Genomic DNA, 24595 nt, shown 5'->3' on the forward strand with positions numbered 1-24595 from the left:
TTCGGCGGGCTAGTGGGTGGTGTCGGTGACGACGAGGAACTGGTCGGTGGTCAGGTCCATCACGACGTGGGCGTCGGTGCCCTGGGCGCGTTGGGCGGCGGCGTATTCGTCGGCGGGCCAGGAGCCGCGGGGGTGGCCGGCGGGGAAGCGTTCCAGGACGGTGCGGGGCTGCGCGGCGGTGGCCATCAGGCGTCACCGCCGTGCACGCGCTCGTCGATGTCGATCAGGGTGGCGATGGCGTCGGCGTTGTCGGCCAGGCCGACCCACCGGCCGTTCGCGGTGAAGACGGGGACCTGGTCGTGGTCGGCGTCGAAGACGACGATGTAGTCGGCGTACCTGTCGAGCACCATCTCTCCCAGGACCGGGATGAGCGCGGTGTCGAGGACCTCCAGGACGTCCACGGTGAGCCGGGTGGGTTGGCCGGGCACCGAGGGCTGGAGCAGGGTGCCGGTGACGCGCAGCAGGTCGCCCGGCTGTATGGCGTGCAGCAGCTCGTGGACGATCGGGGCGGCCGCGCTGGTGCAGGAGATGACCGTGTCGGGGGCGTCCTCGGGGAGGGTGTCCGCGTCGGCGGGCCGGACGGTCAGGTCGAAGGTGGCCGTGCGACCGGGGCCGGGGGCGGGGATCGCGTCGACCCAGCCGTCGACGGCGCAGTGCTTGGTGTCCATCAGCGGGCCTCCGCCAGGGTCTTCGTGGGGCGCGGGGTGCGGGGTCGGGTGGTGCGCTGCGCGAGTACCAGGAGCTCGCAGTTGCGCTTCTGCTGAGCGGGGGTGAGAGGCCGGGGCGTCGCGCCGCCGTGGCGGTGCCAGAGCGGGGAGGCCGGCGGCTCGGGGTAGGCGAGAGCGTGGTCGACGTCGCGGTCGGTGCTGCTCATGGGGACCTCCGAGGGGAGGGCGTTCAGGCGTGGGTGGCGCGCTTGCGCGCCGGAGGCCGGGACCAGGCCCGGCGCGAACGGCTGCTTCTTCTGGGCTCGGGCGCTGGTCACGGCCGGAAGTCGGGCAGCTGCTGGAACACGCGCTCCAGCAGGTCCGGCGTCGGCCTCCAGGGCACGACCTGTCCGCGCGCGGGGACGGGGAGGGGGAGCTCCTGGACGTCGGCGAGCACGAGGTGCCAGGCGCCCGGGTGCGCCCACTCCGAGCAGAGCGGCGCGCCCTCGAGGTCCTGGTGGCAGTCGGTGATCCGGGCGACGCCGACGACCGCGCCGGTGACCAGCTGGCGGTCGCGGATCGTGCGGCCGATCAGCGGGAGGCGCAGGGCGGGCCGGTCGACGGTCTTGCTCGTGTGCAGCAGCACCCAGCCGGTCCGCCACCGTGCGGGCCGGTTCTCCACCGTCTTGGACCCGGCGAGGATGCAGGCCGCGTACGGCTGTCGGATGCTGATGCCGCGGATCCAGTCGCCCTTGGGCAGGGTCACGGTGCTCATGCGGCCCGCCCCCAGACGCTGGTGCCGGGACGGCCGGCCCGGCGCCCGTTGATGGACGCCACCGTGGTGTGCTGCGCCGTCGCGAGGACCGCCCGGCCCGAGTGCTTGCCGTCGTACAGGGCGGCGTCGGCAGCCCTCTGCAACACGGTCAGGTCGCGGGAGCCGACCGGAGCCGGGGCCGCGGCGCCGACCGAGGCGGCGACGGCGACGGTGCGGCCGTCGTCCAGGGTGACCGGCGTGTGCAGCATCCGGACCAGCTGCTCCAGGCGCTGGGCGCGGCGATCGGCCTTCAGCTCCAGGACCACGGCGAACTCATCGCCCCCGAGCCTGCCGATCGCGGCGCGCGGGCCCGCCCACGCGGTGAGTCGCGCTCCGATCGAGGCGAGGACGGTGTCGCCCGCCTCGTGTCCGAGGCCGTCGTTGATCTCCTTGAACCTGTCGGCGTCGACCATGACCACGGTCGTGTCGTCGCCGCGCCGGGCGAGGATCCGGCGGGCGCGGGCGGTGTAGGTGTCGCGGCGCAGCAGGCCCGTCAGCGGGTCCTTCTCCTTGGCGGCGATCTGCTTGAGCAGCACCGTCGCGTGGACGGCCCAGCCGGTCAGCGGGACGGCTGCGGCGGTGATCAGGAGGGTGCGTGGGCCAAAGCGGCCCGTGGTGTGCAGGACGGAGTCCATACTGGTGTCTCCCTCTCGTCTCGTACGGGATGGGGAACCCGGGGCAGGCGACGGTTTCGACGCCTGTGGCGCCTGCCTCGGGGCGAATTCACATCAGGCTGTTGGGGTTGGTCCACGCCTCGGTGGTGGCCTTGTGCCAGTCCAGGACCCAGTCGGGACGCAGGCCGTGTGCGGCCCATCCGTCGCTGGAGTCGTCGGGTGCCGGGCGGCCGGCGGACAGGTGCTGCATGGCCCGGTCGTAGGCGTGGTGCGCGGCGGCCAGGGCCTCGCTCTCTCCAGCGGCGCAGCCGATGAAGACGTGAAGACCTCGCCGTTCCTGGTCCGTTGCGTGGTGTATCGGGACGTCAACCTCGTACCGGCGCATGACGTCCAACTCCTTCCGTGCTTGGGGGACCACCGCGACCGCCCCGGCCTCCGTCGTGCGGAGAGGCCGGGGCGGCACGGAGCGTCCGTCAGGCGCGGTAGACGGGCGGGCGGACTCCGGCCCGCAGTTCGCGGATGATCGAGCAGGGGCCCTTGGTGGCGCAGTACGCGTCGTCGGTGTCCGGCAGGGCGTTGCCCGTGGTGCCCCACATCTCGCGGGCGGCCGCGTTCACGGCGCGCAGCATCTCGCCGTTGTTGGGGCGGCAGGCGCTGTTGGTGTCGCCGACGCCGTGCCGGTGGGCGCTGATGAGGTGCTGGCGGGCCTGGCGGGCGGCCCAGCGTCGGCTGTCGGGGCCGGTGTTCTCGTGGACGTGCCCGCAGTCGTGGAAGGTGTCCAGGTGACAGCCGGTGCAGTGGTAGGTGACCAGCTGCTGCGGCTCGCTGTCCGGGAGCCACTTGCCCTCGAACTCGAAGACGATGACCTCCGCACCCGGGATCTCGGTGTGCGCGAAGGCGGTGACGAGGCCGACGCCGTCCGCGATCCCACCGCGCTGCGCCTGGTTCCAGAAGACGCGGGGGAGGAAGGTGTCCCAGCCCTTGCCGTGGGGCCACTGGGCGTACATGACGCCCTGGGAGGGGTCGAAGGTCGCCTGGCCGCCGTTGGCGTTCTCGCGCTTGTACTGCTCGATCTGTGCGATCGACCCGAAGTACGTGGCGGAGAACTCCTCGGACTCCAGGAAGATCAGCCCGTAGCCCTCGGGGCGGGTGTCGTGGTCGTTGTCCTTGAGGATCTCGACCATGTCCTCGTAGCCGGGGTTGCCCGGGGCGATGGTGCCGACCAGCGGTAACCGGTAGCGGTCGCAGCTGGTGACGTGGGTCGGGTTGGTATCGCTGACGTTGTGCGCGGTGCCGTAGGTGTTCGTGATCGTGATGCCCATGGCGGGGTGTCCTTCCCGGGGAAGCAGCGGGCGCCCGGCGGGGCCGGGCGGGTTGTGGCTGTTCGGCGAAGCGGCGGCGGTGCGGCTCACTCGCGGACCGCGGCCGCGTACTGCTCTTCCAGGTCGGCGCGGCCCTCGGGGTCGTCCTCCTGGTCCTCGTCGGTGTTCGGGCCGTGGACGGTGCAGACGATGTCCTCGTCGTCGTCCAGGTCGCCGTTGAGCGCGCGGAACAGGCAGGTGACGCTGTAGGCGGGCACCCAGGCGTGGCCGGTGCACGCGTCGTCGTGCGGGCACGGCACCATCACGTCGAACCCGACGTCGCCCTCTCCGTCCACGTCGGTGCGCAGGGCGAGGGTGAGGGACTGCTGACCGAGGCGGATCTCAGCGACGCGGTCGCCGCCGGCGATGTTCGAGCTGGGCTTCCACTGCCACAGCGGCAGGATCTCCTCGCCGAACACCCGGGAGACGAGGTTCAGGTCACCGAGGCCGTTGCTGCCGTCCAGTCCGAGGTCGGCCTGCCGCGTGCCGCTCAGGCGCTCCAGGTACGGCGCGAGTCGGCAGATGCTGTCGGAGTAGACGATCTCGGGGAAGCCCTCGGACTTCAGGGTGCGGCGGGAGGCGAACATGTCGTCGTGCTGCTGGGCGACCACCTCTTCCGGCACCGTGCGGTTGGCCGGCCTCGGGCCCTGCCGCTCGATGCAGATGCTGCCGGGCGTGGTGAACACGACCGCGATGGGGAGCATGTCGTGGCGCTTGGCGGCGGCGATGAGCGGCTTCCTGGAGGCGGCCGTGACGTTGGTGGCGTCGACGACCGTGAACAGCCGGCGGCGCATCCTCGCCTCCAGGAGCAGGTGCAGGGCGGCGACGGCGTCGCCGGTGGCGTCCTGGTCGCCCGCGTCGTCGGCCACGGCCTCCCGCAGTGCGTCCAGGGACAGGACCTGCGAGGCGGGCCAGGTGCGCGCGAGCGTCGACTTCCCGGCTCCGGACGCACCGATGAGGACCACGAGGCTGTGCTCGGGCATCGGCGGGTAGCAGATCAGCTCGGTCATGCGAGATCTCCTTGCGGGTGGAGGGAGCGGGCAGCCCAGTTCAGGCGGGGCCCGGCGTTGTCGGTGAGCAGGGCGGCGGCCTCGTGCAGGGGGCAGGAGGCGTCGCCGTCGCGGTCGGGCTCGATCTGCTCCGCCCGGCGTGCGGCGGCGGTGACCAGCTGCGCGAGGGCGGGGAAGAGACCGCCGGGGACGTCGACGTCCTCCTGGAGCTCGCGCAGGATCGCGGCGAGCTCCTCCTGGTCGACGTCGTCGGCGCTCAGGTCGTCCTCGATCTGCTGGAGGGCGAGCTGGGCGATGCCGACGGAGGCGCGCACCCGGTCCAGGCGGGTGCGGGTGTGGCCGGTCACCGGGTGGTGGCCTTGGTGGTGGCGACCACGGCCGCGACGGTCTCCCAGCCGTGGTGCCAGGCGGAGTCGAGGTGGAAGGCGCCGTTCATGCCGAAGTCGGCGAGCTTGTAGAAGCCGCCCTTGCCGGTCTTGGTGGCGATGCGCTCCAGCAGGCCCTTGCCCGGGACGCGGCGGTCCGCGGCGTAGTGGGTGCCGAAGGAGATGGCGAGCGCGGCCGCGGCGGCGGCCGGGTGGACCTTGATGCCGAGCGCGCGGACGCCGGCCCCGGCGACGATGGCCTGCGTGGCCGTGTAGGTCAGGCAGTGCTTCAGGCACGCCTTGCGGCCGTCGGCCGTGCCGTGGACCGTCTTCTGCTCGGTGGCCGGGTCGACGTAGGTGACCGGGTGGTCGTCGGAGGCGCCCTTCACGCGGGCGCAGAAGTCGTCCTGGATCCAAAAGTCCCCGATCGCGCTGGCGGCGCGGGTCAGTCCGAGCAGGGCGGCGAAGGTGGCGGGGCGATGCGTCATGCTGGGGTTCTCCTGATCTCGATTCGGGTGATGGGAGCGGGACGACCGGCCTCTTTGCCGATGCTGCGGTCGACCCCGTGCGCCTTCGCCCCGGCCTGTGCGGCCGGGGCGGAGGTCGTTCAGAACGGCGGTTCGTCCGGCCAGGCCGGGACGGGCAGGAGCCGGACGCGGAGCTCGCGCCGCTCGGACCAGCAGCCGCACGCCTCCATCTCCGGGAACGGGCCGCCGGTCCACCAGCCACCCGCGCCCCGGCAGTCGGGGCAGGAGCGGCGGGGTCGGGGCTTGAGCTCGATGCGGTGCCGGTCGACGTACAGCCGCCGATGGCCGGCCTCGAGGAAGGCGGCGGCCGCGGCGACCGTGACGAGCACGGTGGCCGCGACCAGCACGGCGGTTCGGGCGCGCATGGACAGGGCCGGGCGAAGGGGTGGACGAGCCACGGTGACTCTCCTTCGAGGGGTTCGTTGATCAGGCGGCCAGCCGGTGGATGACCGGGGCCGTGGAGGCGAAGTAGGTGTCGGGGCTGGGCTCGTAGCCCCGGGCGCAGGGGTCGCAGCAGCCCTGGGTGCGCAGCGGAAGGCAGAAGTAGTACCGGCGCAGGCACTGCGGGCAGGTGGACCTCGCGGCCATCGCCCGGTCCAGTGCCCATTCCTGCGCGAGCGTCGGCACGCGCTTGGGCCGGGCGTTCTTTACGTCGTAAAGCCAGGCCCGGGTGGGGTGGTTGCACGACTGGTCGGGCCGGTACGCGCAGTACTTGCAGCGCAGGACCGCGACCGGGCCGTGCCCGCCGGGGCACAGGCCCCGCTCGCGCAGCTGGCGTCGGGTGACCAGGCCCTCGGGACAGGAGCGCCGGTCGAACTCCTCCAGCGTCGCGGTGCTGCGCGGCACCTTCTTGAGCTCGCGGCGACGACCCTTCTTCCGAGGGCGCGGCATCACCGGCTCCAGGTACCGGGGAGCCGGGCGGGGCGCTGCGGGTAGCGGGGGCCGGGGCGCTGCGGGCGAGGCCGGCCGATACGGCGGCGCGGGCGGGAAATGAGCACGGGTGTCCTCCAACAGGGTTGATGGCGGGCAGTGCTGCGCCCCGCCGGCGGAGGACCGTCGACGGGGCGGAAAGGGGTGAGGCGTGCGGCCGGGCGGCCTGTCCGGTCCTCGCCGGCCCCGAGGGCGGGGCGGGCGAGGGCCAGGCAGAGCGTCAGGTCAGCGGCGGGCGGTGCGGAGGCGGCGGGCGGCCCACGACCGAAGCCGGTCGAAGCGGGTCGGGTGGGTGTGGCGCCAGGCGGTGGGCCACACGCCCTGCTCGGTGGGGAAGGAGCGGGACGCGCCGCACGTGCACGTCCAGCCGTACGGCTGGGGCCGGGTGTCGTCGCGGGTCGCGGTGACTTCGGCCGGGATGCCGTCGTGGCTTCCGTGGAAGGTGCCGACCCAGAACTCGGTCTGCTCAAGCTGCGGTTTCATCAGATTCCCTTCGGTGCTGGACGAGCGGGGATGGGAACGGCGCGCCCCCCGTGTGGGAAGCGCGCCGTGGTGTGGCAGCGGTCAGGCGGCCTCTTCGCCGCTCTCCTCCGGCCGGGGACCCAGGGCCACCTTCGAGGTCTTGCCTTCCTTGACCCGGTGGATCTTCCCGGCCTTCTCCAGCTTGTTCAGCACGTTCGCGAACGTGCTCTCCGCGACCCCGCAGGCGGCCTGCAGCTGGCCCCGTTCCACGTAGTCGACGTCGTCGGGGTCGATCTCGTCGCCCTGGTCGAGCATGTCGACGTACATGGGGTCGGACTCGTCACGGAGGGCGGCCAGGACCTTCTCCTCCGAGGTGAGCTCCTTGGTCTTCGGGAGGTCGACGCCGGGGAACGAGGTCCCGGCCTCGCCGGTTCCGCCCTCGCCGTCCTTCTCCTCGAAGCCGGGGATGGGCGTCATGGCCAGCTCCTCCATGTACGCCTCGTCGCCCCACCAGGGCACGTCGACCGGCGCCAGGATGTTCTCCGGCCGGATGTGCTCGGTGGCGTCCTCCAGGTTGTCGATGCGCATCATGCCCGCGCGACCGCCCGGGGCCGCGACGTAGCCGAGGCCGAAGGTGCGGCGCGGGTCGGACTCCTCGATGGTCGGGTCGTAGACCAGCGAGTCGTCCTCCTCCACCCACACCGGCGGGATCAGGGAGGGGTCGATCCCGTCGAAGCCGGGGGGAAGGTCGCCCAGGTTGATCTGGTCGCTGTCGGTGCGCAGGATGATCCAGGTGCCGCCGGCCAGGAGGTTGGCGCGGATGGCCTGCTCGCCGCCCAGCTGGTCCAGGTTCACCGTCTGGTTGATCAGGACCCAGGGCATGCCCATGGAGCGGGTCAGGGAGGCGCCGTCCTTGACGATCTTCACGGCCTCCTTGCGGTTCGGTGCGCCCGGGGCCAGCATCTGGGCGGCCTCGTCCAGGATCGTGGCGCAGTACGGCCGCATCGCGGTCGGCTCGAAGTTCTTCAGCTCCAGGCGGGCGGCCTCTTCGATCCGGTGCTGGAGGACCCACCAGGACAGCCGCATGGCGCCCAGGGCGCCGATCTGCGTCAGGCCGCTGTAGGCGGCCATCTTCGGGATCGCGGGGTTGGACGCGCCCTTGGGGTCGCCGTAGAGCTGGGCCATCTTGTTGGCGTGGTACGCCAGGCTGATCATCTGGCCCGTGCCGCCCTTGCCGGAGCCGGTGGTACCGGCGATCACGACGTGCAGGGCGCCCAGCTTCGGGTCGAACAGCTGGATCTTCGCGGGGAAGCCGCTCACGATCTTGCCGATGTTGACCCAGCCGCCCGGCGTCGCCTTCAGGGAGTCCAGGCCCTGGAAGTCGTGGCCGGCCTCCAGCGGGTTGTGGTCCATGACGCGGATGATCGCGCGCCGGGGGTCGCGCCGTCCCGGCTCGTAGGAGACGAGGTCGATGGAGCGGCGCAGCGCACCGGCAAGCTCCCCGAGGTTGACGACGCGGGGGAGCGCGTCCAGGTCGTCGTCGGCCACGACGCGCGCCACCTGGCCGCCGGTGTTCACGTCCTCGCCGACCTCCTCCAGGTGCGTCTTCGGCAGGACCCTCGCCTGCACTCGCTTCCAGGCGCCCTCCAGCGTGGAGGGGTCCAGCTCCGCGCGCTGCTTGTACCAGACGGTGATGAACGCCTCGCCGGAGTGCGCGCCGTACTTCATGGTGATGTCGTCGACGGAGCGGCCGAAGAGACTGGAGACGGCCTCCTTCGACACGTTCACGGAGTCGCCCAGGGCTGCGGTGATCCGCCCCTCCCAGCGGTCGGCGTAGATCACGACGTCGGAGAGGACCTGGTTGCGGTGGCGTCCCGACTTCGGGTCGCTGATCACGCGCCCCCAGGCGGCGATCATCTTGTCGGCCAGGGACACCGGGCCGGGGGCGCCGGTGTTGGCGGGGGCGGCCTGCCCGGTCGGCTGCGCCTGCGGCACTTCGATCTTCTGCCTGCCGAAGACGCGGCGCAGGCGCCAGCCGGTGAAGACCACCGCGGCCCACCAGCCCAGCGACAGGATGCCGGGGATGGTGGTCGGCTCGAGGGCGCCGGCCATCAGCGCGTCGGACGCCTCGGCTCCGCCCAGCTGGCCCAGGGCCAGGCCCATGCCGGTGGTGATCGTGGAGATCCCCATGGTGTCGCGGTGCGCCCGCGCGATGTCGATGCCGGGGAGCTGGTTCGCCCAGCGGCCCAGGCGATTCATGTAGTTGGCTCCGGCGAACGTCGCCCCGGCCAGGAAGCCGGCCCCGGCGTAGGCCGCCGCGTTCGGGTCCAGGTAGGGGGCCAGGATGCCCACCCCGACGGGGAGGACGATCTGGAGCGCCGCGGCGGCGCGCTCCGCAGGCTCCGCGTTCGGCACGGCCTTGGTGATGGTGGACATCGGGGGCTACTCCTGTCTGGGTACGGGTCCGCAAAGGGCGCGGCCGGCCCGGGGATGCGCTCCATGCGCTCCCCGGGCCGGCCGCGCCGGTGGTGGGTGGTGCTATTCCTGCTCGAACCAGTCGCGGCTGACCTTCTCCAGGTCCGTCACGTCGGAGCGGTCGAAGGCTTCCTGGAACCCGGCGTGGGTGGTGCGGGCCTGGTCGCCTGCCGCCTTCGCGGCCTTCGCGGTGTCGGCCGTCTTCGACGCGTAGGTGATCGCGCCGTCCGACACTCCGCGGATGATTTTCGACAGCTCCTGGCACTCCGCCAGGGAGTCACGGTCCACGCTCTTGGCACCCAGCGCGTCCGCGTCGGAGGCCGTGTCGTCGGCCAGCTCCTTGATGTTGTCCGCCGCCTTCTTGACGCCCTCCGCGTTGCGGGCCAGGGCCTTCTCCTTGTCCTGGGTCTTCCGGACGAGGACCTTGTACGTCAGCTCCGCCATGATTTTCTATCCCTCCTGTGGCTACGCGGCGGGCGCGTAGGAGCCCTTGTCGTTGTAGAAGCGCAGCTCGGCCGGCTTCGTCTCGTCGCTGTCGACCACGGCCTTGTACAGCGGCGCGTACCGGGTGCCGATGTTGGTCAGGACGACCTTGCACATCTCCGCCGCCCGCTTGGCGCGCTTGTGGAGCTCGGCGGCCTCCGCCGCCTGGGCCTTCGCGCTGTCGGCCAGCTTGGTCAGCTTCGCGGCCAGCTTCTCCCCGCCTTCGACGGCCTTGGCCTGGTCGGCCAGCTCCTGGCAGTCCTTGGCCTCGTCTTCCGCCGCGGCCTCGAGCGACTTGCACGCGTCGGCCACCTTGATCAGGTGGTTCTCCTTGGCCTCCAGCTTGCGCTCGTACTGCTTGAAGTTGCGGAGCTCCTTGCGGCTGACCGTCCCGCGAGCACCGTCCGTGCCCAGGGTCAGCGTGTTCGCGTCGATCTCCTTGACCAGGAGGGGCTTCACGTCCGTGCTCACTCCGTCGTCTCCTTCGTCCGGCGGGGCGATGACGATCGTCTGGCCGCTGGGCCCGGTCACCGTCGTCCCCTGCTGCTTCGGGTCGTCCTTCTTCGGGTCCTGCTGCTTCGCCTTGTGGTCGGCGTGCGCCTTGTCCAGCCGCGCGTGCTCCTTGCCGTTCTCCTCCTTCTTGTCCTGGTAGCCGTCCTTCGCGCCCTGCGCGTACGCCTTCACGTGGTCGACCGCGTTGCGGACCGCGGAGCCGTCGCCGTGCCCCGTCTCCCGCGACCGCTGGAGCGGGGTCCGGTCGTCGGTCCCGTTCGCGCTGTGACCGGAGCCGCCGTTCTTCCCGGAGCTGCCGCTCTTCCCGGACCCGCCACTGCTCCCGGACCCGCCCTTGCCGGACCCGCCGCCGCTCCCGGAGGAGCCGCTCTTCCCGGACCCGCCGTTCTTGCCGGATCCGCCGCTGCTCCCGGAGGAGCCGCCCGAGCCCTGGCCGCTGCCGCCGCCCTTCTTCAGGTCGACCTTCGAGCCCTTGTCCTTGTCGGCCTTGTCCTTCGAGGTGCCGGAATTACCGCCGGACGAGCCGCCCGACGTCGATCCGCCGCCGCTTCCGGAGGCACCGGCCTTTCCGTCCTTGCCCGCCTTTCCACCGGCTCCCGCGTTCCCCGAGGAGCCGTCCTTTCCTTTACCCCCGGAGTCCTTCGCACCCTTGGGGCTGGTGTCCTTCGACGAACCGCCGCCACCATTTCCGCTGGTGCCGCGCCCGCCGCCGGATCCACCACTCCCATTCGAGCCGGACGAACCGCGCCCGCCGCCTCCGGTGGCGCCGCCGCTTCCGCCGCGTCCGGTTCCCGCAGAGCCGTTCCCGGTAGAACTACGGCCCGAATTACCGCCGCTGTTTCCACCGGAATTTCGACCCCCTCCACCGGCCCCTCCGGAACCGTTTCGGGTGGGAAGCCCAGGCGATTTCATGACCGTGGTGGTCCGGGCCTCTTTCACCTGGTGCGCGCTGGCCCTGGCCTTCTCCAGGTCCAGCCGCTTGTTCGCGGTTCCGCCGCCCTTTGCCCAGCGGGTCGCGCCCGCCCGGATCAGCGTTTTGAACACGCCCTCCTTGTGCTTGGCACCGGCCGCGTCGGATCCGGCCCCGGTCAAATCCTCGGGGGCCTTGAACGCCTCGCTGGTGACGCCGGGGGAGGAGCGGTCCACCACGCCGTCGGCGTCCGCCTTCGCGACCGGGTCGTCCCCGTCCGGGCGGGCCCCGGCGGTGGCGGTGACCGGTCGGGCGGGCTCCACCGCAGCCATCAGGGCGGCCATGATGCCGGTGTCCGCGGCGGGTGCCGGCGCGGCGGGGGCGGCCGGCGCAGCGGGCGGATCGGGGGGTCCCGCGGGGACCGGGGGCGCCGTATCGGTCGCCATGATTTCCTCACTCTCCGTGGTCGCGATGGTTCCTTACTCCTTACCTCCCAGCGGAGAGCAGCCGATCAGCCGGATCATGGGAGTCCGATTGCGGCGCTCTCCGCCAGGAGGGAGGGAGTAATTAATCACCGTGCGTGACTAGGCGTCAGCCTTCTTGCCCTTGCGTGCGAACACCGCGACGGCCAGGCCGCCACCGGCGACGAGACCCAGCAGGGCGGGAGAGTTGATCCCACCGCCCTCGCCGTTGCTGGCGTTCTGGGTGCTGCTGGCGGCCTGCATGCCGGACCCGTCGACGGTCTCGTACTGCTGCTTGCAGTCCGCGACGACGTCGCTCCTGGAGGGCGATCCGAACCCCTTGCCGATCTGGTCGGAGGAGTCCTTCACGCACTTGTCGACGGCCGCCTGGATCTTCTCTGCGGAAGCGCTCGCGGCCTTCTTGTCGGTGCTGGCCTGCTCGTTCCGGATCCGCATTTCCTCCAGTTCCAGCTTCTTCATCTGGACCTGGAGGGCGGCGGCCTCCTTCTCGTCCTTCGCGACGGCCGCCGAATGGACCTGGAACCAGATGGTTCCGCCGCCCACCATTGCCACCCCGGCCACCGCGATGGCGATCTTTCCCCGGCGGGTCAGACCGGCCTTCTTGTGCACGACCGGGGTTCCGTACGGCCCTTCGTCGGCGTACGGGGACGCGTCCGGAGCGCTGTTTCCGAAGGTCATTCCGGCCGTCATTCCGGCCTGAATTCCTTCGAATGCCCTCTCTTCGTCCGGTGTCATTTCAGTCTCCGTTCTTACGCGCCATGTCGGAGGCCGCCGAAATGGTGGCCTCCACACCCCGGAAGGTGTTGCTGGAAAGGTCGTTCCATTCCCAGAACCGCATGTTCACGCCCTGCCGGGCGAGCTGGGACTGGAGATAATTCACGGCCTTCCCCCGGTCGATCGTGGTGACGTGCCCGGTGGATTCCAGAAAGGTCTGGGCACCCCGGATGCACATACGTCCGGTGGGGGAGAAGTCGAAGCTCTGGCACCAGCCGTAGCGGGTGAGGACTTCGATCACCTGGACCAGGTGGAACGAGGGCTTCAAGGGGCGCGGCTCCTGCCAAAGCCCCAGGTCAGCCATCGCGGACCGGACCCCCTTGGGGATCAGGCGCTGGCCCCAGGTCGGGGGGTCGGGCGCCCAGATCTCCAGGGCCGGCGGGATCACCGCGGGGGGTGCCAGCGCGGGCGCCGGCGGGGTCGTCGTACGGGGGAAGCGCCCGGTCGTCGTGGGTGCCATGGTGTGCTCCTTTCTTGCGTGAGCAGAAGACCGAGGCCCCCCGCTGATCACGCTTCAGCGGGGGGCCTTCGTGCGCCTGAACCGCGTCGCTGATCTCCAGCTGCTCGGGGCGGGGCCCGAGCTCGGTGCAGGGAGACGGATGCGGTCTGGCGCGGGGCGGGTTGTGCCTGGCCCGCTGTGTCCGCGCTCGGGGCGCGGTGCGGGCGAGCGGCCTGCCGGCCGTGGCCGTCACCGGTCCGCGTTCACGCTCGGGAGCGTGGACGCGGGCCGGGGACGACCATGAACGGCAGGAGGGACGGCGGATCAGGCCAGGTGCTTGTCCGCGTCCTCGGGGCGCAGCAGGCCGGCCTTGGAGAGCAGGCGCACCGCGCGGTCGTTGTTGACGGAGAGCTTGGTCCGGGCCTGGTAGAGGGTCACGAACCCGTCCTCGGTGCGGGGGAGGTTCTGTACGAGCGGGAGCAGTTCTTCGTCCGTCCGTACAGGCGTACCGGGACGGTCCGCGCCCCCCGTACTGCCCGTTCCGGTTGCAGCAGACGATGCGGCTGCCGTACCTGTACGGGCACCCGGGACGCTCTCGCCGCCGGACTGTGTACGGACGCTGATGGCGTCGGTGCGTCCCTGTGCGGCCGCGCTGACCGTCCCGGTACGCCCCACGGCTGCCGTACCTGTACGCGCAGCACCTTCGGGGGTGGTGTGTACGCCGTATGTACGGCCGCTGTACGCCCTGGTCACCGCCGCTTCGGCCTCGCCGTCGTGCGGCGGGTGCGAGGCGGGGCGTACAGGGTCCGTACCGTCCCATCCGGCGCCCATACCGTCCGGCTGAACCGCGTTGTGCGCGGCGTACAGGTCGTTGCTCGCGCCCTCTGTACGGCTGGACGAAGCAGCGTCCGTCGCGTCGGTACGCCGGTGCGTACCTGTACGAGCAGGCATTCCGTTTCCGCCGTCCGTACCGGTACGGCCGACCGCAGCGTCCTTGCTGCCGTGGCCGTCCGTACCGTCGTCGTGCATGAGCGTGTGGACGCGCCAGATGACCGCCACGAAGATCAGCACGACGAACGTGGTCAGCTGCCAGGGAGCCGACTGGCCGTCCTGGACGAGGTGCGCCTGCTCGGACAGGTGGTAGGTCACGTTCGCCGACGCCATCAGCAGCAGCGCGTAGGGGATGTCCTTCTTGGCCCGGAACGCGGTGACGCAGTAGACGTCGATGCTGACCGGCAGCAGCGGGGCGACGTACGGGTGGATGCCGACCATGCGGGCCAGCTCGTACTCGCCGGAGGCGGCGAGCCCGACGCCGGCGGCGAGCGCGATCCACGGGGCCGTCTTCCATGCCTTGCGGCTGACGTTCTGCTGCCAGCCGTTCCAGCGGGACGCGGACCGCTTCGCCTCCCGGGCCTCCTCCAGGAGCCGGCGGGCGCGGGCCTCGTCGGCCGCGGCGCGGTCGGTGACGGCCTTCGCCTTGCGCTCCGCCTCGGTGGTGATGCGGTCGGCTTCCTTCTGGGCGGCCTCGCGCAGCTGCACCGCGACGGTCTTGGCCTCATCCCGCAGCCGCTCGCGCTGCTTGTCGCAGGCGGCCTTGAGTCCGGCGAGTTCGTCGGTGAGGACCTTGCGCTTGGCAGCGGCCTCCGCGTCGAACTCGTCGGTGAGCGCGCGCAGCTTCTCGCGCAGCTCAGTGCGGGCCGCCTCCGCCTCGGTGTGCGCGGCGGCGACGCGGTCGTCGGCCTCGCGGCGCCGCTCGTCGGCGGCCTTGACCGCGTCCGCGTACAGCGCCTCCGCCTCTGCGCGGCGGCCGTCGTACTGCTCGGCTGCCGTCGCCGCGAGCTGGGCGAACCGCTCGCGGGCCTGGTCGACCTCCCGCTGTGCGGCGGCGACCAGGGCGTCGGCCTGCTCCTGGGCGCGGGCGAGGATCTGGCCGGCCTCGATGCGGCGCTGGTCGACCAGGGCACCGAGTTCGGTGAGGTCGGCCTCCGCCAGGCGGCGCAGCTCGGCAACCGCCTTGCCGGTCGCTTCGCGGTCGGTGGCGGCCAGCTCGGTGAGGTCGGCGACCTGCGCGCGGGCCTCCGTCACCAGGGTCTTGGCACGGTCGCGGGCCTCCGTCAGGAGCCGGTCGGCCTCACCGCGCGCCGCCTCCAGGTCCTTCTTCGCCGCCGCGCGGTGCGCGGTGGCCTCCTGGTCGGCGTCGTCGGTGATGCCCGCAGCGCGGGTCTGCGCCTCGGTCATCAGGACGGTGACCTGCTCGTGCGTGGCGGCGACCGTACGCGCGGCCGCACTCTCGGCTTCCGCCTGGAGGGCGGCGGCCTCCTCACGCGCGAGGTCGATGACGTCGGCGGCCCGGTCGGCGGCGTCGGCCAGGACCGGGTCGGCCTCCGGGTGCACCAGCGGCACCGTCTCCTCGAGGGCGGCGGCCTGGGCGGGAACGGAGGCCGGTGTCGCCGGTGCCTTGGCGCGCCCGTTGCGGGGCTTCGGGTTCGCCGCGGGGCGCCGGCGGCGGGCGGCGGGCTTGGTGGCCACGGAAAGTCCTCTCTCTTCCGGGCGCCTCCGAGAAGGGGCACCGTGGATCTGCGGCGGTGGGTAAGGTCGCACCAGGCCCTCCGAGGCCCCGGCAGCTCTAATGCCGAGGACTCGGAGGGCCGTTGTGCTGCGGTGGTCAGCGCCGGACGGGCAGCGTGCTGCTGTCCTGCGCGAGGTGCTGGCGCAGCCAGGCGACGGCGGCCGGGGTCATCGCCCCGGTGTCCGGCTCGCTCAGCGGCGCGGTGTCGATGTCGTGCATCGCGTCGGCCGCCGGGAGCGGCCGCATGTAGTCGGGGTCGATCCCGGCGCGGGCGCGGTTGCCGCTCAGCTCCGTCAGGTCGTAGAGGAGCTTGCCGTTGTGGACGTTCGTCCAGGACCGCTCCACCCGGCCGACGAAGGTGTGGCCGGGCAGACCGAGCCAGTACCGCTCGACGTCGCGGAACAGGACCATCTCCCCCTTGATGTAGTGGGTCTTCGGCCGTACGGCGGGCTGTGTCTGCGGCTGCTGTGCCATGGGCTCTCCTCGTATCGCGTGCACCGGCGGGGCCGGTCGTCCGGGCTGTCCGGCTCTCAGTCACCGCCCGTCCCGGCCGCCGGAGTTCGGCGGTCGGTGCGGGCGGATCAGGCAGCCGTCAGACCGTGGCGAGGGGCCGGTGCGGGGCGATGATCTGGCCGTCGGGCAGCAGCTCCCCGGTGTCCTCGAAGAGCACCAGGGCGTTGCACAACAGGCTCCAGCCCTGTTCCGGGTGAGCGGACACGACCTGTGCGGCCTCGCGGTCCGGGCTGTCGGCCGTCGGGCACTTCGGGGTGTGCGTGCACTCCGCGTCCGGCATCTGCGAGGTGCCGGTGGGGGGCGTCGCGGTGTCGAGCTGGTGGCTGCTTTCCATGGGGCTCTCCTGCGGGGAGGAAGGCGATCCCGGGATTGTCCCGGGCTGGAGACATGCAAAAAGGCTGGCGGCCCGCCATGCGGACAGCCGTTGTGCGGCAGTGCTGCGGAGCGGGCCGGAAACTGTCCGGCGCTCCCGTCAGGCGGTGCGCTTGCGGGCCGCGCGGCGCCGCATCCGGCGGCGCTCGTCCTCGTCGGTGCCGCCCCACACGCCGTGCTCCTGGCCGCTCTCCAGCGCCCACTGCAGGCAGCGCTCCATGACCGGGCAGCGGCGGCAGACGGCCTTGGCTTCCTCGATCTGAAGCAGCGCCGGGCCGGTGTTGCCGATCGGGAAGAACAGCTCGGGGTCCTCGTCCTTGCAGACGGAGGCGGCCCGCCAGTTGGTGTTGACCGGCAGGTCGGCGGAGGGCGAGTAGACCGCGTTTACGATGGAGTGGTTCATCAGGGCCTCCCAGAAGGTCCGTGCAAGAGGCAGCCCCGGGGGTGCATCCCCGGGGCTGTTCGCGTATTGGCGGCCGGACGGCCGGAGCGGGGGTGAGCTCCCGACGCTCTCCGCCGGCCCCGCCCATGGAGGCGCGGGGACGACGGGCAATGCCGGGGGATCGGTCAGCGGCGGTTCTGCTCGCTCCGCTTGTTCTGCTCGCTGTTCTTCTTCGACAGGTCCTCGCGCTCCGCGTCGGTCAGGCTCGTGATCGCGTTCATCACTTGCCGCCCCTCGCCCGGCGCAGCGCCTCGTCCATGTCCGGGTCCGAGTCCGTGTTGCCGAGCGGGCGTGCGATGCTGTTTCGCATCAGGTCCTCCAGTCAGGTCCTGGACAGCCCCGGGGGTCTCAAGTCGCCGGGGCTGTCGTGCTGTTCAGGCTGTCGTACGAGCAGCCACGGCCCCGGCCTCCCCGATCGCTCGGGATGGCCGGGGCCGTGGCGGTTCGTGCGGGGCTCAGCGTGCGGAGCGCTGGGGGTGGAGCGTGTCCAGCGGAACCGCGGGGCTCTCCGTGGGGGCGTCACCGGCGGGGATCGCCCGGCGGTTCTTGTCGGCGGCGGCCACGCGGGGCAGTACCGCGTTCCAGTCGGCCACGCGTCCGGTCGGCGTGCGCTCGGCACGGGCCCGCAGGGTCCGGTCGGTCTGTGCGCTGAACGCCTTGGGCAGTACCGCGGTGGCCTGGCGGCTGGAGGCTTCCTTGACCGCGTCGGTCAGGGCCTGCCGCCACTCCGCGATCGTCATGTCGAAGTCGACCCGGCGGTTGCTGCTCCGGCAGTGGATCGCGGCGTCGACGCCGGCCTTGCCGGTGTGGTGCGGGACCAGCTTCTGGACCTTGCCCTGCATGCCGGTGATCGGCACCCAGGTCTTGCAGTCCTCGCAGACCAGAACGGCCATCAGCGGCTTGCGCAGGTCGATGTGCGAAGGCAGGAGCTTGGAGAGCTTGATGGCGGGGAGGGCGCTGACCCGCTTCGTTCGGGTCCGGCGGGGGCGTTCTGTGGCGGTGGGCATCGCGGCGGTAATGGACATGCGGGATCTCCTCATGTGCGAAGGGGAGGGGCTGCGTCGCGGTGCTCTCTCCGCCCGCCAGGCCGCGCGGGTGACCCCGGCGTCCTGACGGACGGACAGCGCATAGCGCTGCGACGTGCAGTAGAGAGTCGAGAACCCGGGGGATTTGGTGTTGCCATCGACCCCGGCCCCCTCTTGCGAGGCGGACGACTTCCTACGTGTCTTGCGGCCGGCGAGGTGCCCAAAGGCGCAGGTACAGCACCGGCTACGCCCCGCATCCGGCTACTCACCGCTTGCTGGGGCTCTTCGATTGAACCTTGCTATCCCCCCTCGGTCAACCTGTCTAGCTAACTTGTTTCTGACACCCCCTCTGACCTGCTATTTTCTTGGTGTCGTTAAACGAGCGCGAGTCTCGGCTTTCGAGAAACAACTAGACATGCGATGCTGTGCGCACCGGGCAGCGAGATCCGCTGGCCGCACGATGCGCACGGGAGGGGGAGCAGTGGCCACCAAGCAGAGAGAGCCCGGGAAGGTCGAGCGGATCGCATCCGAGATCCGGGACAAGATCGAGCGAGGCGCACTCGCACCTGGGTCGCGCCTGCCTGGCGTGCCTCAGCTCCAGAAGGAACACGGCATCGCCTACCAGACCGCGCGCGACATCTACGGCACGCTCGAAGACGAAGGTCTGGTCTTCTCTCGCCGGGGCAAGGGCACCTACGTGTCCCTGGTGATCGGCAAGATCGTCTCGGATCGCACCCAGCGCTACCTGCCGACGCTGCGAGAGGCCGGCGGAGCCGTTGGGGCCTTCGAGGCGGAGATGCGGTCGATGGGATTCGAGAACAAGGACCCGCTCGTCACGATCGCCAAGGACGTGCCACCGAAGAAGATCGCTGAGATCTACGGGATGCACCACCGCGCGAAGACTCTCAAGCGTGAGCGGATCATGCGGGTGGGGCTGCCGGGCAACGACGATGCCTTGGAAGTCGTTCAGGTGGCCACCAGTTGGTTCCCGCCGGACGTCGTCGACGCCTGCCCCGTGCTCGCGGAGAACAACACGGGCACGGGAGGCAGCAAGTCGCGGATGGCTGAGGCCGGCTTTAAGCAGGTTCGGCTGCGCGAGGAGATCGAAGTCCGCTCGCCCACGCCAGAAGAAGCTGATGCTCTCGGCATTCCGGTTGAGCGGGCCGTACTGGAGATCACGCACAAGGGGCTGACCGCCGAAGGCCGGATCGTGGAGATCTGCCTGCACGTCCTGCCGCGCTCCAAGTGGCGGCTGGCCTACGAGTGGGTCATCGACACCCCGGGAACCGGCTGACCAGCACGGAACACACAAGCGTCCATCAAGACACCAGCAAGGAGCATTTAGCACATGGCTAGCAACCGAATCGACGACAGCGGTGTGGTCCTGCGGGACGCGCGCACTCGGTACACCACCGGCCAGCGCGAAGAGAACGGCGCGCACGGTGCGTTCGATGCCGAACTGCGCCGGTCCGGCCGCACCCCTCGCACCGAGGTCTCCGTCAGCCGCGCCGCTGCGCCGGCGGATGTCGCTCAGCTCCTGGGCGTCGAAGGCGACGTCGTCGTGCGCGCTCGGGAGATGTTCGACGGCGACCGCGTCATTCAGCTCGTCACCACCTACATCCCGGTCGACGTCGCCGAGGCTGCGGGCATCGAGCAGGTGGACACCGGCGTCGGCGGCATCATCAGCCGCATGAAGGAGGCTGGCTTCGACCAGGGCGATACCGCCGTCGAGGACGTCGAGCTCCGTCCCGCCACCTCGGAGGAGTCGGCCCGCCTCGGTCTGCCCGAGGGTGCCGACGTGCTGACCATCAACCACGTCGGCACCGCCAACGGGCGCGTGGTCGAGGTGACCCAGCACATCCTCGGCAAGGGCTGGAAGCTGCGCTACGCCGCCCCGCTCGCCTGACGAAGTGTCTCGGGCGCCCCGGCCTCGCTGGGGCGCCCGTACCGCTGGCCCCTTTGAGTCCTTGGAGACCGATCCCGACATGAACACCGAGAAGCGGCTCACCGCCCCCGAGCTCGTGGACGAGATCCGCAGCTCCCTCGCCGTGACCAACGGGTGGATCCCCGCACTCTCGGGCCCGAACGGTCCGACCGGCGTACTCGAGGACGCTCCCCTCTCCGACATCGCGCGGAGCTTGGGCGAGTTCGCGGACACGCCGACCCTGCCCTCCGCCGTTGCCCAGCAGCTGCGCCGGGCCGCAGAGTCGGCCGCCGCCTCGATCTCTGCGGACTCCACCACGGCGTACGGCCACCTGGGAGCCGCGTACGCATACGTGATCCAGGCGCATCGCGCCGCTGACGCCGACACCACCAGCTGATTCCGAACCTCGCAACCATCGCGAAGGAGGAGCCGTGAAGTACACGCTGCGCTCGTCTCTCGCGGCTGTCGGGCGGGACTCAACATGGGCCGTTCGCCTCCCACTGGGACGGGGATCAACTCGTGTGAACGGCACTCACCGTGCGCCACTCGGGACGCTTCGCAAAGTGACGATCACCGGTGACATCTGGGATGTCACCCCCACTTGTCACCTCCGCGCGATCACTGGCCCGTGCCATGCTCGGCCGCAGAAGGGCCGGCCTCCGCTCTGCGGGCATCACCCTGTCGGGGCGCAGGCTGCGCCGCTGGACCGTACGGGGAAGGGAAACCGCAATGGACGAGCGTCCTGACTGGGCACGCCGGATGGTCGAAGAGCGTGCGGCGCGCGACTGGTCGCAGGCCGACGCGGTGCGTGCGCTGATGGTCCGGCTCCCCGAGGACCAGGAGGTCAGCGAGCAGGACCTTCTTCGCCAGTGGAAGCGCTGGGAGCGCGGTGACGCGCAGCCGACGAAGTACCGGTCCGCCATCGCCGCCGTCTTCAACACAACGACGGGCGCCTTCTTTCCGGAGCGGGGCCGCCGCGACGGACGATCTGAGATTTTGCAGGTCAGCGGCATGGACACCGTCGACATCATCGCCCGGCTGCGCGCCTCGGACGTCGACGTGGCCACCCTGGACGCCCTGCGAATCACTGCGGACCGACTGTGCTGTGAGTACGCATACATGCCTGCCGACCAGCTGCTCCTTGAAGGAAAAGCCTGGTTGGCGCGGGTAGTTGGGCTCCAGCACCAGCGGGTGAGCCTGGCGCAGCACCGCGACATCATCGCGCTCGCCGGGAAGTTGTCGCTGTTGGTGGGCTGCGTGGAGTACGACTCCGGCCGACCGCGGGATGCCGAGGCCACCCGGCGGGCCGCGCTGATGCTTGGCCAGGAGTCCGGCGAGCTGAGCGTGCAGGGGTGGGCGCATGAGATGCGCGCCTGGTTCAGCCTGACCCGGGGCGACTACCGCGGTGTCGTCGCGGCTGCGGAGGCCGGCATCGCGGCGGCGCCCAACGAGAGCGTCGCCGTGCAGTTGTACGCGCAGAAGGCGAAGGCGTGGGCCAGGCTGGGGGACAGGACCCAGACCGAAGTGGCGTTGGACCAGGGCCGTCAGCTCCTCGAGCGCATGCCGTACCCGGAGAACATTGAGGACCACTTCGTCGTCGACCCGGCCAAGTGGGACTTCTACAGGATGGACGCACTGCGCAAGGTCGGCGAGAACCGCCTCGCAGAGCAGCTCGCCCGCGAAGTGATCCGGGCGGGGACAGACTTCGACGGGACGGAACGCTCGCCCATGCGGATCGCGGAGGCCCGGGTCACGCTGGGCGTGGTCGCGGCCCGCGAAGGCGACCTGGACTCAGCGCTGGCGTTCGGCGAGCGGGCGCTCACGGGCAGCCGGCGCTCGTTGCCGTCGCTAGCGATGGTGTCCGCCGACCTCGGTCAGGCCCTCCAGTCCCAGTACGCCCACGCCTCCGAGGCCCAGGCGTTCATCGCTCACCTCCGCGAACTGCGAGGCGGCCAGTGACCCAACGACCGGCCCTCGTCTCGGGCCCGCTGGCGAGCGCTCAAGGCTCGCTTCCCGCCAGGCGGGACGGTTCACGAACCAGTGTCCCGTCAGGCGGGATCGGCAGGGTTACGAGTCGACGAGTGCTGGAACTGCCGCTCGAAATCTGTTCCGATTCAGGGGCACCAAGGGGTTCCACCTGCACGTTCTCACGTCAGGAGCGGGACCGTCGTCAGCGGGGGGAGGGAAGTCGGATGGGGCCGATCGGTGTCTCGTGCGGCAACACGCTCGTTCTCCTTACCGAAGATCGTCCGGATCATGTATCTTTTCAGGAATCATTGCCTACGGTGGAGGTTCCGATGTCTGATCCGCTGAGGCGAATTGACGCCCTGGTGGAGGAGGACACCCTCCCCACACTCAAGGTCCGGCAGCAGCTCCGTCTCGCCGCCGGCCTCACGCAGACCGAAGTCGCTGAGGCCATCGGGGTCAAGCGTCTTGCGATCGCACGCTGGGAGGCGGGGGCCACCCAGCCTCACCGCGGGAACCGCCGCGCGTACGCGCACCTTCTTCGGAAGCTGGCGGAGAAGTACCCGGACGCCGCCGTCGAGGAGGCGTCCGATGAGGGATGACTTCGCGGTGCCGCCCGTTTTCGGGTTCGCCGACTCCGCCTTCGGCATCGAGGGGGTCGGGATGACCTAGGTCATCGGCCGCGCGCGCCAAAAGAGTGGACTGGTAATCCACCCCGGCCTCGCGCGGCCCGTCAGCGCCGACCACTCACAACTTAGGTCGGCTGCCTGGCCCCGGTTGGCGCCGGTTCCAGGCTCCAGCTCACTGAGCTGGTTCTTCACATATCGCAGTACCGCACTTCAGCAGCACCCCGCCTTGGCAGGCGGGTCGCACTCGCACAACCGCAGTCGCCCCTGGCAGGGGGAGGCCGCGCGCTCCAGAGGCCCCTGGCAGGGCCGACAGAGCATCCGTCCGAATCACTTCAAGGAAGCCAGGAGGCCGCCTCTGGTTCTTCGTTCGGCGCCCGCTCCTCACGGAGGGGGCTCCCACACATCCACACGAACGGATAGGCCCAGCCCCGCTAGGGGCTCGGTCGGTCCACGCATATGGAAGCTGGTCTCTTCATAGTGCCCGATCTGGTGTCCCCCTGTCAGCTTGGCTCTGCCCGATTCACCCCGGTTCAGGCTCGGTGGGCTTCCCGTGTGACGGGATTCCCGAAGCCGTTTTTCCCGTTCCGCGCAGTTCGTCCGGCATGTGCCCACGGTTCGAAAAACTTCGACGGGAGCGTCACACGCGACCCGATTTTTCAACCTGTAGAAGATGTGACCCCCTCTTTTCGTTCCGACCTGTCCAGCCTCGCTCTCGTTGTCCACAGGCCCGCCGCTGATCTCCGGACTCTGCCCACAGAGGAAGTCCCCGAGGCTGCCGGGATGGTCGTTCGCGCCTGCCCGCCCGTGTCCGCGCACCGCCCTGCCGGGACGGTGGGCCGGTGAGCGCCGTGGCGGTGGAGACCGCCGTGGTGATCCCGGCCCCGCGCCCGGCCGGCTCTTCGGTCGACGGCACGGTCTCTGTGCTGCCCGGCCTGTTCGTGCCGGAGGCTTCGCAGTGGCTGTCGACGTCGGCGGGCCGGATCGCCCTCGAGGGCTACTCGTGGATGCAGGCGGTCCACTGGGTCGCCGGGTCCGGGCTCTACAAGCCGCGGCGGCACCGGTCGCACGGGCCGCGCTCGTTCGGGCCGACGACCGTGCGCGTCGCCCAGGAGCTCGCGCAGCTCTTCCCGTGTCGTCCGGGCATCGACTACCTGGTGCGCCGCACCGGTCTGTCGGAGCGGTCGGTGGAGTACCACCTGGGCATGCTGCGGGAGGCCGGGCTGCTCGCGTGGGTCGTCAAGGGCACGCGGGTGTCTGGCGGCCCGGCGCAGGCCAGCGAGTTCGCGCGGATGATCCCGGTGGAGTTCGACGTCGCGCTGGGGATCCGCACGGTGCAGCGGGACGAGGACGCTCCGGCGTACACGCGGGCAGCATCGGGGATCGCGGAGGCCGGCCGGGAGCTGATGGCCCAGCTGGCGGCGAAGGCCTCCCGGAAGGTGCGCAAGCCGCGCTCAAAGACGTCATCGAAGGCCCCGGCGAAGGCCTCGGGGAGGGGTGCTGAGCAGCGGGTTGTGACGGCTGTTTCGGATGAGGTCCGTTGCACCCCAATGCAGGTCGGTACCTCAGCGTCTTCCACTGCGGGTACTACTTCCCTCCCCCCTGAGAGCAAGCTCGCAAGCGGGGTCAGCAAGTCCCCCACCCCGAAGAAGTCCAACGGCAAGGCCGGCGGTCGCCGGAAGCTGAACGCGGTCGGACGCCGCTTCCAGCTGGCCCGCGAGCTCACCCAGGAACTGGACTGGCTGCGCGGCTGCTCGGTCCCCCGGATCGCCTGGGTAGCCCGGAACGTCGCTGACGCCGGATGGACCGTGACCGACGTCAAGGGCTGGCTGCACCTGCGCGGCGAGGCGGCGAGGGTGCGCCGGGGCTCGGGTCTGCTCGCCGTGCTGCTGGCCGGTGCCGAGACGGTCCTGGACACCTCCGCCAAGCGGGCCGACGCGGTCGAGCAGTGGCGCGGTGCCCAGGAAGCTGCCCGCCGTCACCGCATCCAGCAGGTCCGCGCCCGCACCGAGCGGTACGAGGGCGACTGGGACGCACCCACCAGCCGCGCGGTCCGCAGTGAGGTGGAGGCAGCGTTTGCCCAGGTCAGGGAAGCGGCGAACGGCGGCCGCCGCCAGGACCTCGGCGTCGTCGCCGACGACCAGGCCCTCGCGCTGGAGCCGAGCGAGCAGGAGTTTGCCGAGCTGCGCGCCGCCGCCGCGGGCGAGCTGATGCGCGGCGAGACCACGCTGATCCGCTCCCTGGACCCGGAGACGGCGCTGCGCATCTTCGGCGAGCGCCTGGTGCGCCGCGCCGACCAGATCGAGGACGGCTCCCGCAGCTCGCTGATGACCTACGGACACCGGTAGGAGGC

The 24595-nt window shown here is 71.0% G+C and carries 29 protein-coding genes; 6 read left to right on the top strand and 23 right to left on the bottom strand.

Annotated elements, in window-relative coordinates:
• Positions 1 to 9: 9 nt before the first annotated feature.
• From SYYSPA8_RS37845 to SYYSPA8_RS37955, 23 genes are all read right to left on the bottom strand, one after another.
• Complete coding sequence (locus SYYSPA8_RS37845; protein ID WP_323452035.1) at positions 10 to 186, bottom strand: hypothetical protein; 177 nt, start codon at positions 184 to 186, stop codon at positions 10 to 12.
• A complete protein-coding gene (locus SYYSPA8_RS37850) occupies positions 186 to 668 on the bottom strand; it encodes a hypothetical protein (protein WP_323452036.1) in 483 nt (160 codons plus the stop codon). The genes SYYSPA8_RS37845 and SYYSPA8_RS37850 overlap by 1 nt, the downstream gene beginning before the upstream one ends.
• Positions 668 to 874 (bottom strand): hypothetical protein, encoded by a 207-nt coding sequence (locus SYYSPA8_RS37855; RefSeq protein WP_323452037.1) that lies wholly within the window; start codon positions 872 to 874, stop codon positions 668 to 670. The genes SYYSPA8_RS37850 and SYYSPA8_RS37855 overlap by 1 nt, the downstream gene beginning before the upstream one ends.
• Positions 875 to 981: 107 nt before the next feature.
• Complete coding sequence (locus SYYSPA8_RS37860; protein WP_323452038.1) at positions 982 to 1422, bottom strand: ASCH domain-containing protein; 441 nt, start codon at positions 1420 to 1422, stop codon at positions 982 to 984.
• A complete protein-coding gene (locus SYYSPA8_RS37865; RefSeq protein ID WP_323452039.1) occupies positions 1419 to 2096 on the bottom strand; it encodes a GGDEF domain-containing protein in 678 nt (225 codons plus the stop codon). The genes SYYSPA8_RS37860 and SYYSPA8_RS37865 overlap by 4 nt, the downstream gene beginning before the upstream one ends.
• Before the next feature lie 88 nt (positions 2097 to 2184).
• A complete protein-coding gene (locus SYYSPA8_RS37870) occupies positions 2185 to 2460 on the bottom strand; it encodes a hypothetical protein (protein WP_323452040.1) in 276 nt (91 codons plus the stop codon).
• Between the two features lie 88 nt (positions 2461 to 2548).
• Complete coding sequence (locus tag SYYSPA8_RS37875) at positions 2549 to 3397, bottom strand: hypothetical protein (protein ID WP_323452041.1); 849 nt, start codon at positions 3395 to 3397, stop codon at positions 2549 to 2551.
• An 86-nt stretch (positions 3398 to 3483) separates the two neighbouring features.
• Positions 3484 to 4446 carry an ATP-binding protein gene (locus SYYSPA8_RS37880; RefSeq protein ID WP_323452042.1) on the bottom strand — a complete coding sequence of 321 codons (963 nt, stop codon included), beginning with the start codon at positions 4444 to 4446 and terminating at the stop codon, positions 3484 to 3486.
• Positions 4443 to 4793 (bottom strand): hypothetical protein, encoded by a 351-nt coding sequence (locus SYYSPA8_RS37885; protein WP_323452043.1) that lies wholly within the window; start codon positions 4791 to 4793, stop codon positions 4443 to 4445. Before SYYSPA8_RS37885 ends, SYYSPA8_RS37880 begins: the two co-directional genes overlap by 4 nt.
• A complete protein-coding gene (locus SYYSPA8_RS37890) occupies positions 4790 to 5299 on the bottom strand; it encodes a hypothetical protein (RefSeq protein WP_323452044.1) in 510 nt (169 codons plus the stop codon). The genes SYYSPA8_RS37885 and SYYSPA8_RS37890 overlap by 4 nt, the downstream gene beginning before the upstream one ends.
• Positions 5300 to 5418: 119 nt before the next feature.
• Positions 5419 to 5703: a hypothetical protein gene (locus tag SYYSPA8_RS37895; protein WP_323452075.1), complete on the bottom strand. Its 285-nt coding sequence runs from the start codon at positions 5701 to 5703 to the stop codon at positions 5419 to 5421.
• Positions 5704 to 5764: 61 nt separating this feature from the next.
• The gene (locus SYYSPA8_RS37900) at positions 5765 to 6229 is read right to left on the bottom strand and encodes an RRQRL motif-containing zinc-binding protein (protein WP_323452045.1); all 465 of its coding nucleotides are present in this window, start codon (positions 6227 to 6229) and stop codon (positions 5765 to 5767) included.
• A 264-nt stretch (positions 6230 to 6493) separates the two neighbouring features.
• Complete coding sequence (locus tag SYYSPA8_RS37905; RefSeq protein WP_323452046.1) at positions 6494 to 6751, bottom strand: hypothetical protein; 258 nt, start codon at positions 6749 to 6751, stop codon at positions 6494 to 6496.
• 81 nt (positions 6752 to 6832) lie between these two features.
• Positions 6833 to 9166 carry a hypothetical protein gene (locus SYYSPA8_RS37910; RefSeq protein WP_323452047.1) on the bottom strand — a complete coding sequence of 778 codons (2334 nt, stop codon included), beginning with the start codon at positions 9164 to 9166 and terminating at the stop codon, positions 6833 to 6835.
• Positions 9167 to 9268: 102 nt separating this feature from the next.
• Positions 9269 to 9649, bottom strand: coding sequence for a hypothetical protein (locus SYYSPA8_RS37915; RefSeq protein WP_136319684.1), 381 nt, complete (start codon positions 9647 to 9649; stop codon positions 9269 to 9271).
• 21 nt (positions 9650 to 9670) lie between these two features.
• A complete protein-coding gene (locus SYYSPA8_RS37920) occupies positions 9671 to 11557 on the bottom strand; it encodes a hypothetical protein (protein WP_323452048.1) in 1887 nt (628 codons plus the stop codon).
• A gap of 138 nt (positions 11558 to 11695) precedes the next feature.
• On the bottom strand, positions 11696 to 12283 hold the full coding sequence (locus tag SYYSPA8_RS37925) for a hypothetical protein (protein ID WP_323452049.1): 588 nt from the start codon (positions 12281 to 12283) through the stop codon (positions 11696 to 11698).
• A gap of 46 nt (positions 12284 to 12329) precedes the next feature.
• Complete coding sequence (locus SYYSPA8_RS37930) at positions 12330 to 12827, bottom strand: DUF6197 family protein (protein ID WP_323452050.1); 498 nt, start codon at positions 12825 to 12827, stop codon at positions 12330 to 12332.
• A gap of 303 nt (positions 12828 to 13130) precedes the next feature.
• Positions 13131 to 15335: a hypothetical protein gene (locus SYYSPA8_RS37935; protein WP_323452051.1), complete on the bottom strand. Its 2205-nt coding sequence runs from the start codon at positions 15333 to 15335 to the stop codon at positions 13131 to 13133.
• A gap of 136 nt (positions 15336 to 15471) precedes the next feature.
• Positions 15472 to 15849 carry a hypothetical protein gene (locus tag SYYSPA8_RS37940; protein WP_323452052.1) on the bottom strand — a complete coding sequence of 126 codons (378 nt, stop codon included), beginning with the start codon at positions 15847 to 15849 and terminating at the stop codon, positions 15472 to 15474.
• 118 nt (positions 15850 to 15967) lie between these two features.
• Complete coding sequence (locus SYYSPA8_RS37945; protein ID WP_323452076.1) at positions 15968 to 16168, bottom strand: DUF5999 family protein; 201 nt, start codon at positions 16166 to 16168, stop codon at positions 15968 to 15970.
• A gap of 192 nt (positions 16169 to 16360) precedes the next feature.
• A complete protein-coding gene (locus tag SYYSPA8_RS37950; protein ID WP_323452053.1) occupies positions 16361 to 16663 on the bottom strand; it encodes a WhiB family transcriptional regulator in 303 nt (100 codons plus the stop codon).
• 494 nt (positions 16664 to 17157) lie between these two features.
• The gene (locus tag SYYSPA8_RS37955; RefSeq protein WP_323452054.1) at positions 17158 to 17727 is read right to left on the bottom strand and encodes a hypothetical protein; all 570 of its coding nucleotides are present in this window, start codon (positions 17725 to 17727) and stop codon (positions 17158 to 17160) included.
• 481 nt (positions 17728 to 18208) lie between these two features.
• On the opposite strand from SYYSPA8_RS37955, the gene SYYSPA8_RS37960 reads away from it, so the two are divergent.
• The 6 genes from SYYSPA8_RS37960 (at position 18209) to SYYSPA8_RS37985 (ending at position 24590) form a co-directional block, all read left to right on the top strand.
• A complete protein-coding gene (locus tag SYYSPA8_RS37960) occupies positions 18209 to 19021 on the top strand; it encodes a GntR family transcriptional regulator (RefSeq protein WP_323452055.1) in 813 nt (270 codons plus the stop codon).
• 54 nt (positions 19022 to 19075) lie between these two features.
• Positions 19076 to 19633, top strand: coding sequence for a UTRA domain-containing protein (locus SYYSPA8_RS37965; RefSeq protein WP_323452056.1), 558 nt, complete (start codon positions 19076 to 19078; stop codon positions 19631 to 19633).
• A 79-nt stretch (positions 19634 to 19712) separates the two neighbouring features.
• Positions 19713 to 20048, top strand: coding sequence for a hypothetical protein (locus SYYSPA8_RS37970; RefSeq protein WP_323452057.1), 336 nt, complete (start codon positions 19713 to 19715; stop codon positions 20046 to 20048).
• Between the two features lie 332 nt (positions 20049 to 20380).
• Positions 20381 to 21610, top strand: coding sequence for a tetratricopeptide repeat protein (locus tag SYYSPA8_RS37975; protein WP_323452058.1), 1230 nt, complete (start codon positions 20381 to 20383; stop codon positions 21608 to 21610).
• 338 nt (positions 21611 to 21948) lie between these two features.
• Complete coding sequence (locus tag SYYSPA8_RS37980; RefSeq protein WP_323452059.1) at positions 21949 to 22218, top strand: helix-turn-helix transcriptional regulator; 270 nt, start codon at positions 21949 to 21951, stop codon at positions 22216 to 22218.
• A gap of 866 nt (positions 22219 to 23084) precedes the next feature.
• On the top strand, positions 23085 to 24590 hold the full coding sequence (locus SYYSPA8_RS37985) for a transcriptional regulator (RefSeq protein WP_323452060.1): 1506 nt from the start codon (positions 23085 to 23087) through the stop codon (positions 24588 to 24590).
• The last annotated feature ends 5 nt before the right edge of the window (positions 24591 to 24595 follow it).

Source organism: Streptomyces yaizuensis, from assembly GCF_034961445.1.
Classification (GTDB): Bacteria; Actinomycetota; Actinomycetes; order Streptomycetales; family Streptomycetaceae; genus Streptomyces; species Streptomyces yaizuensis.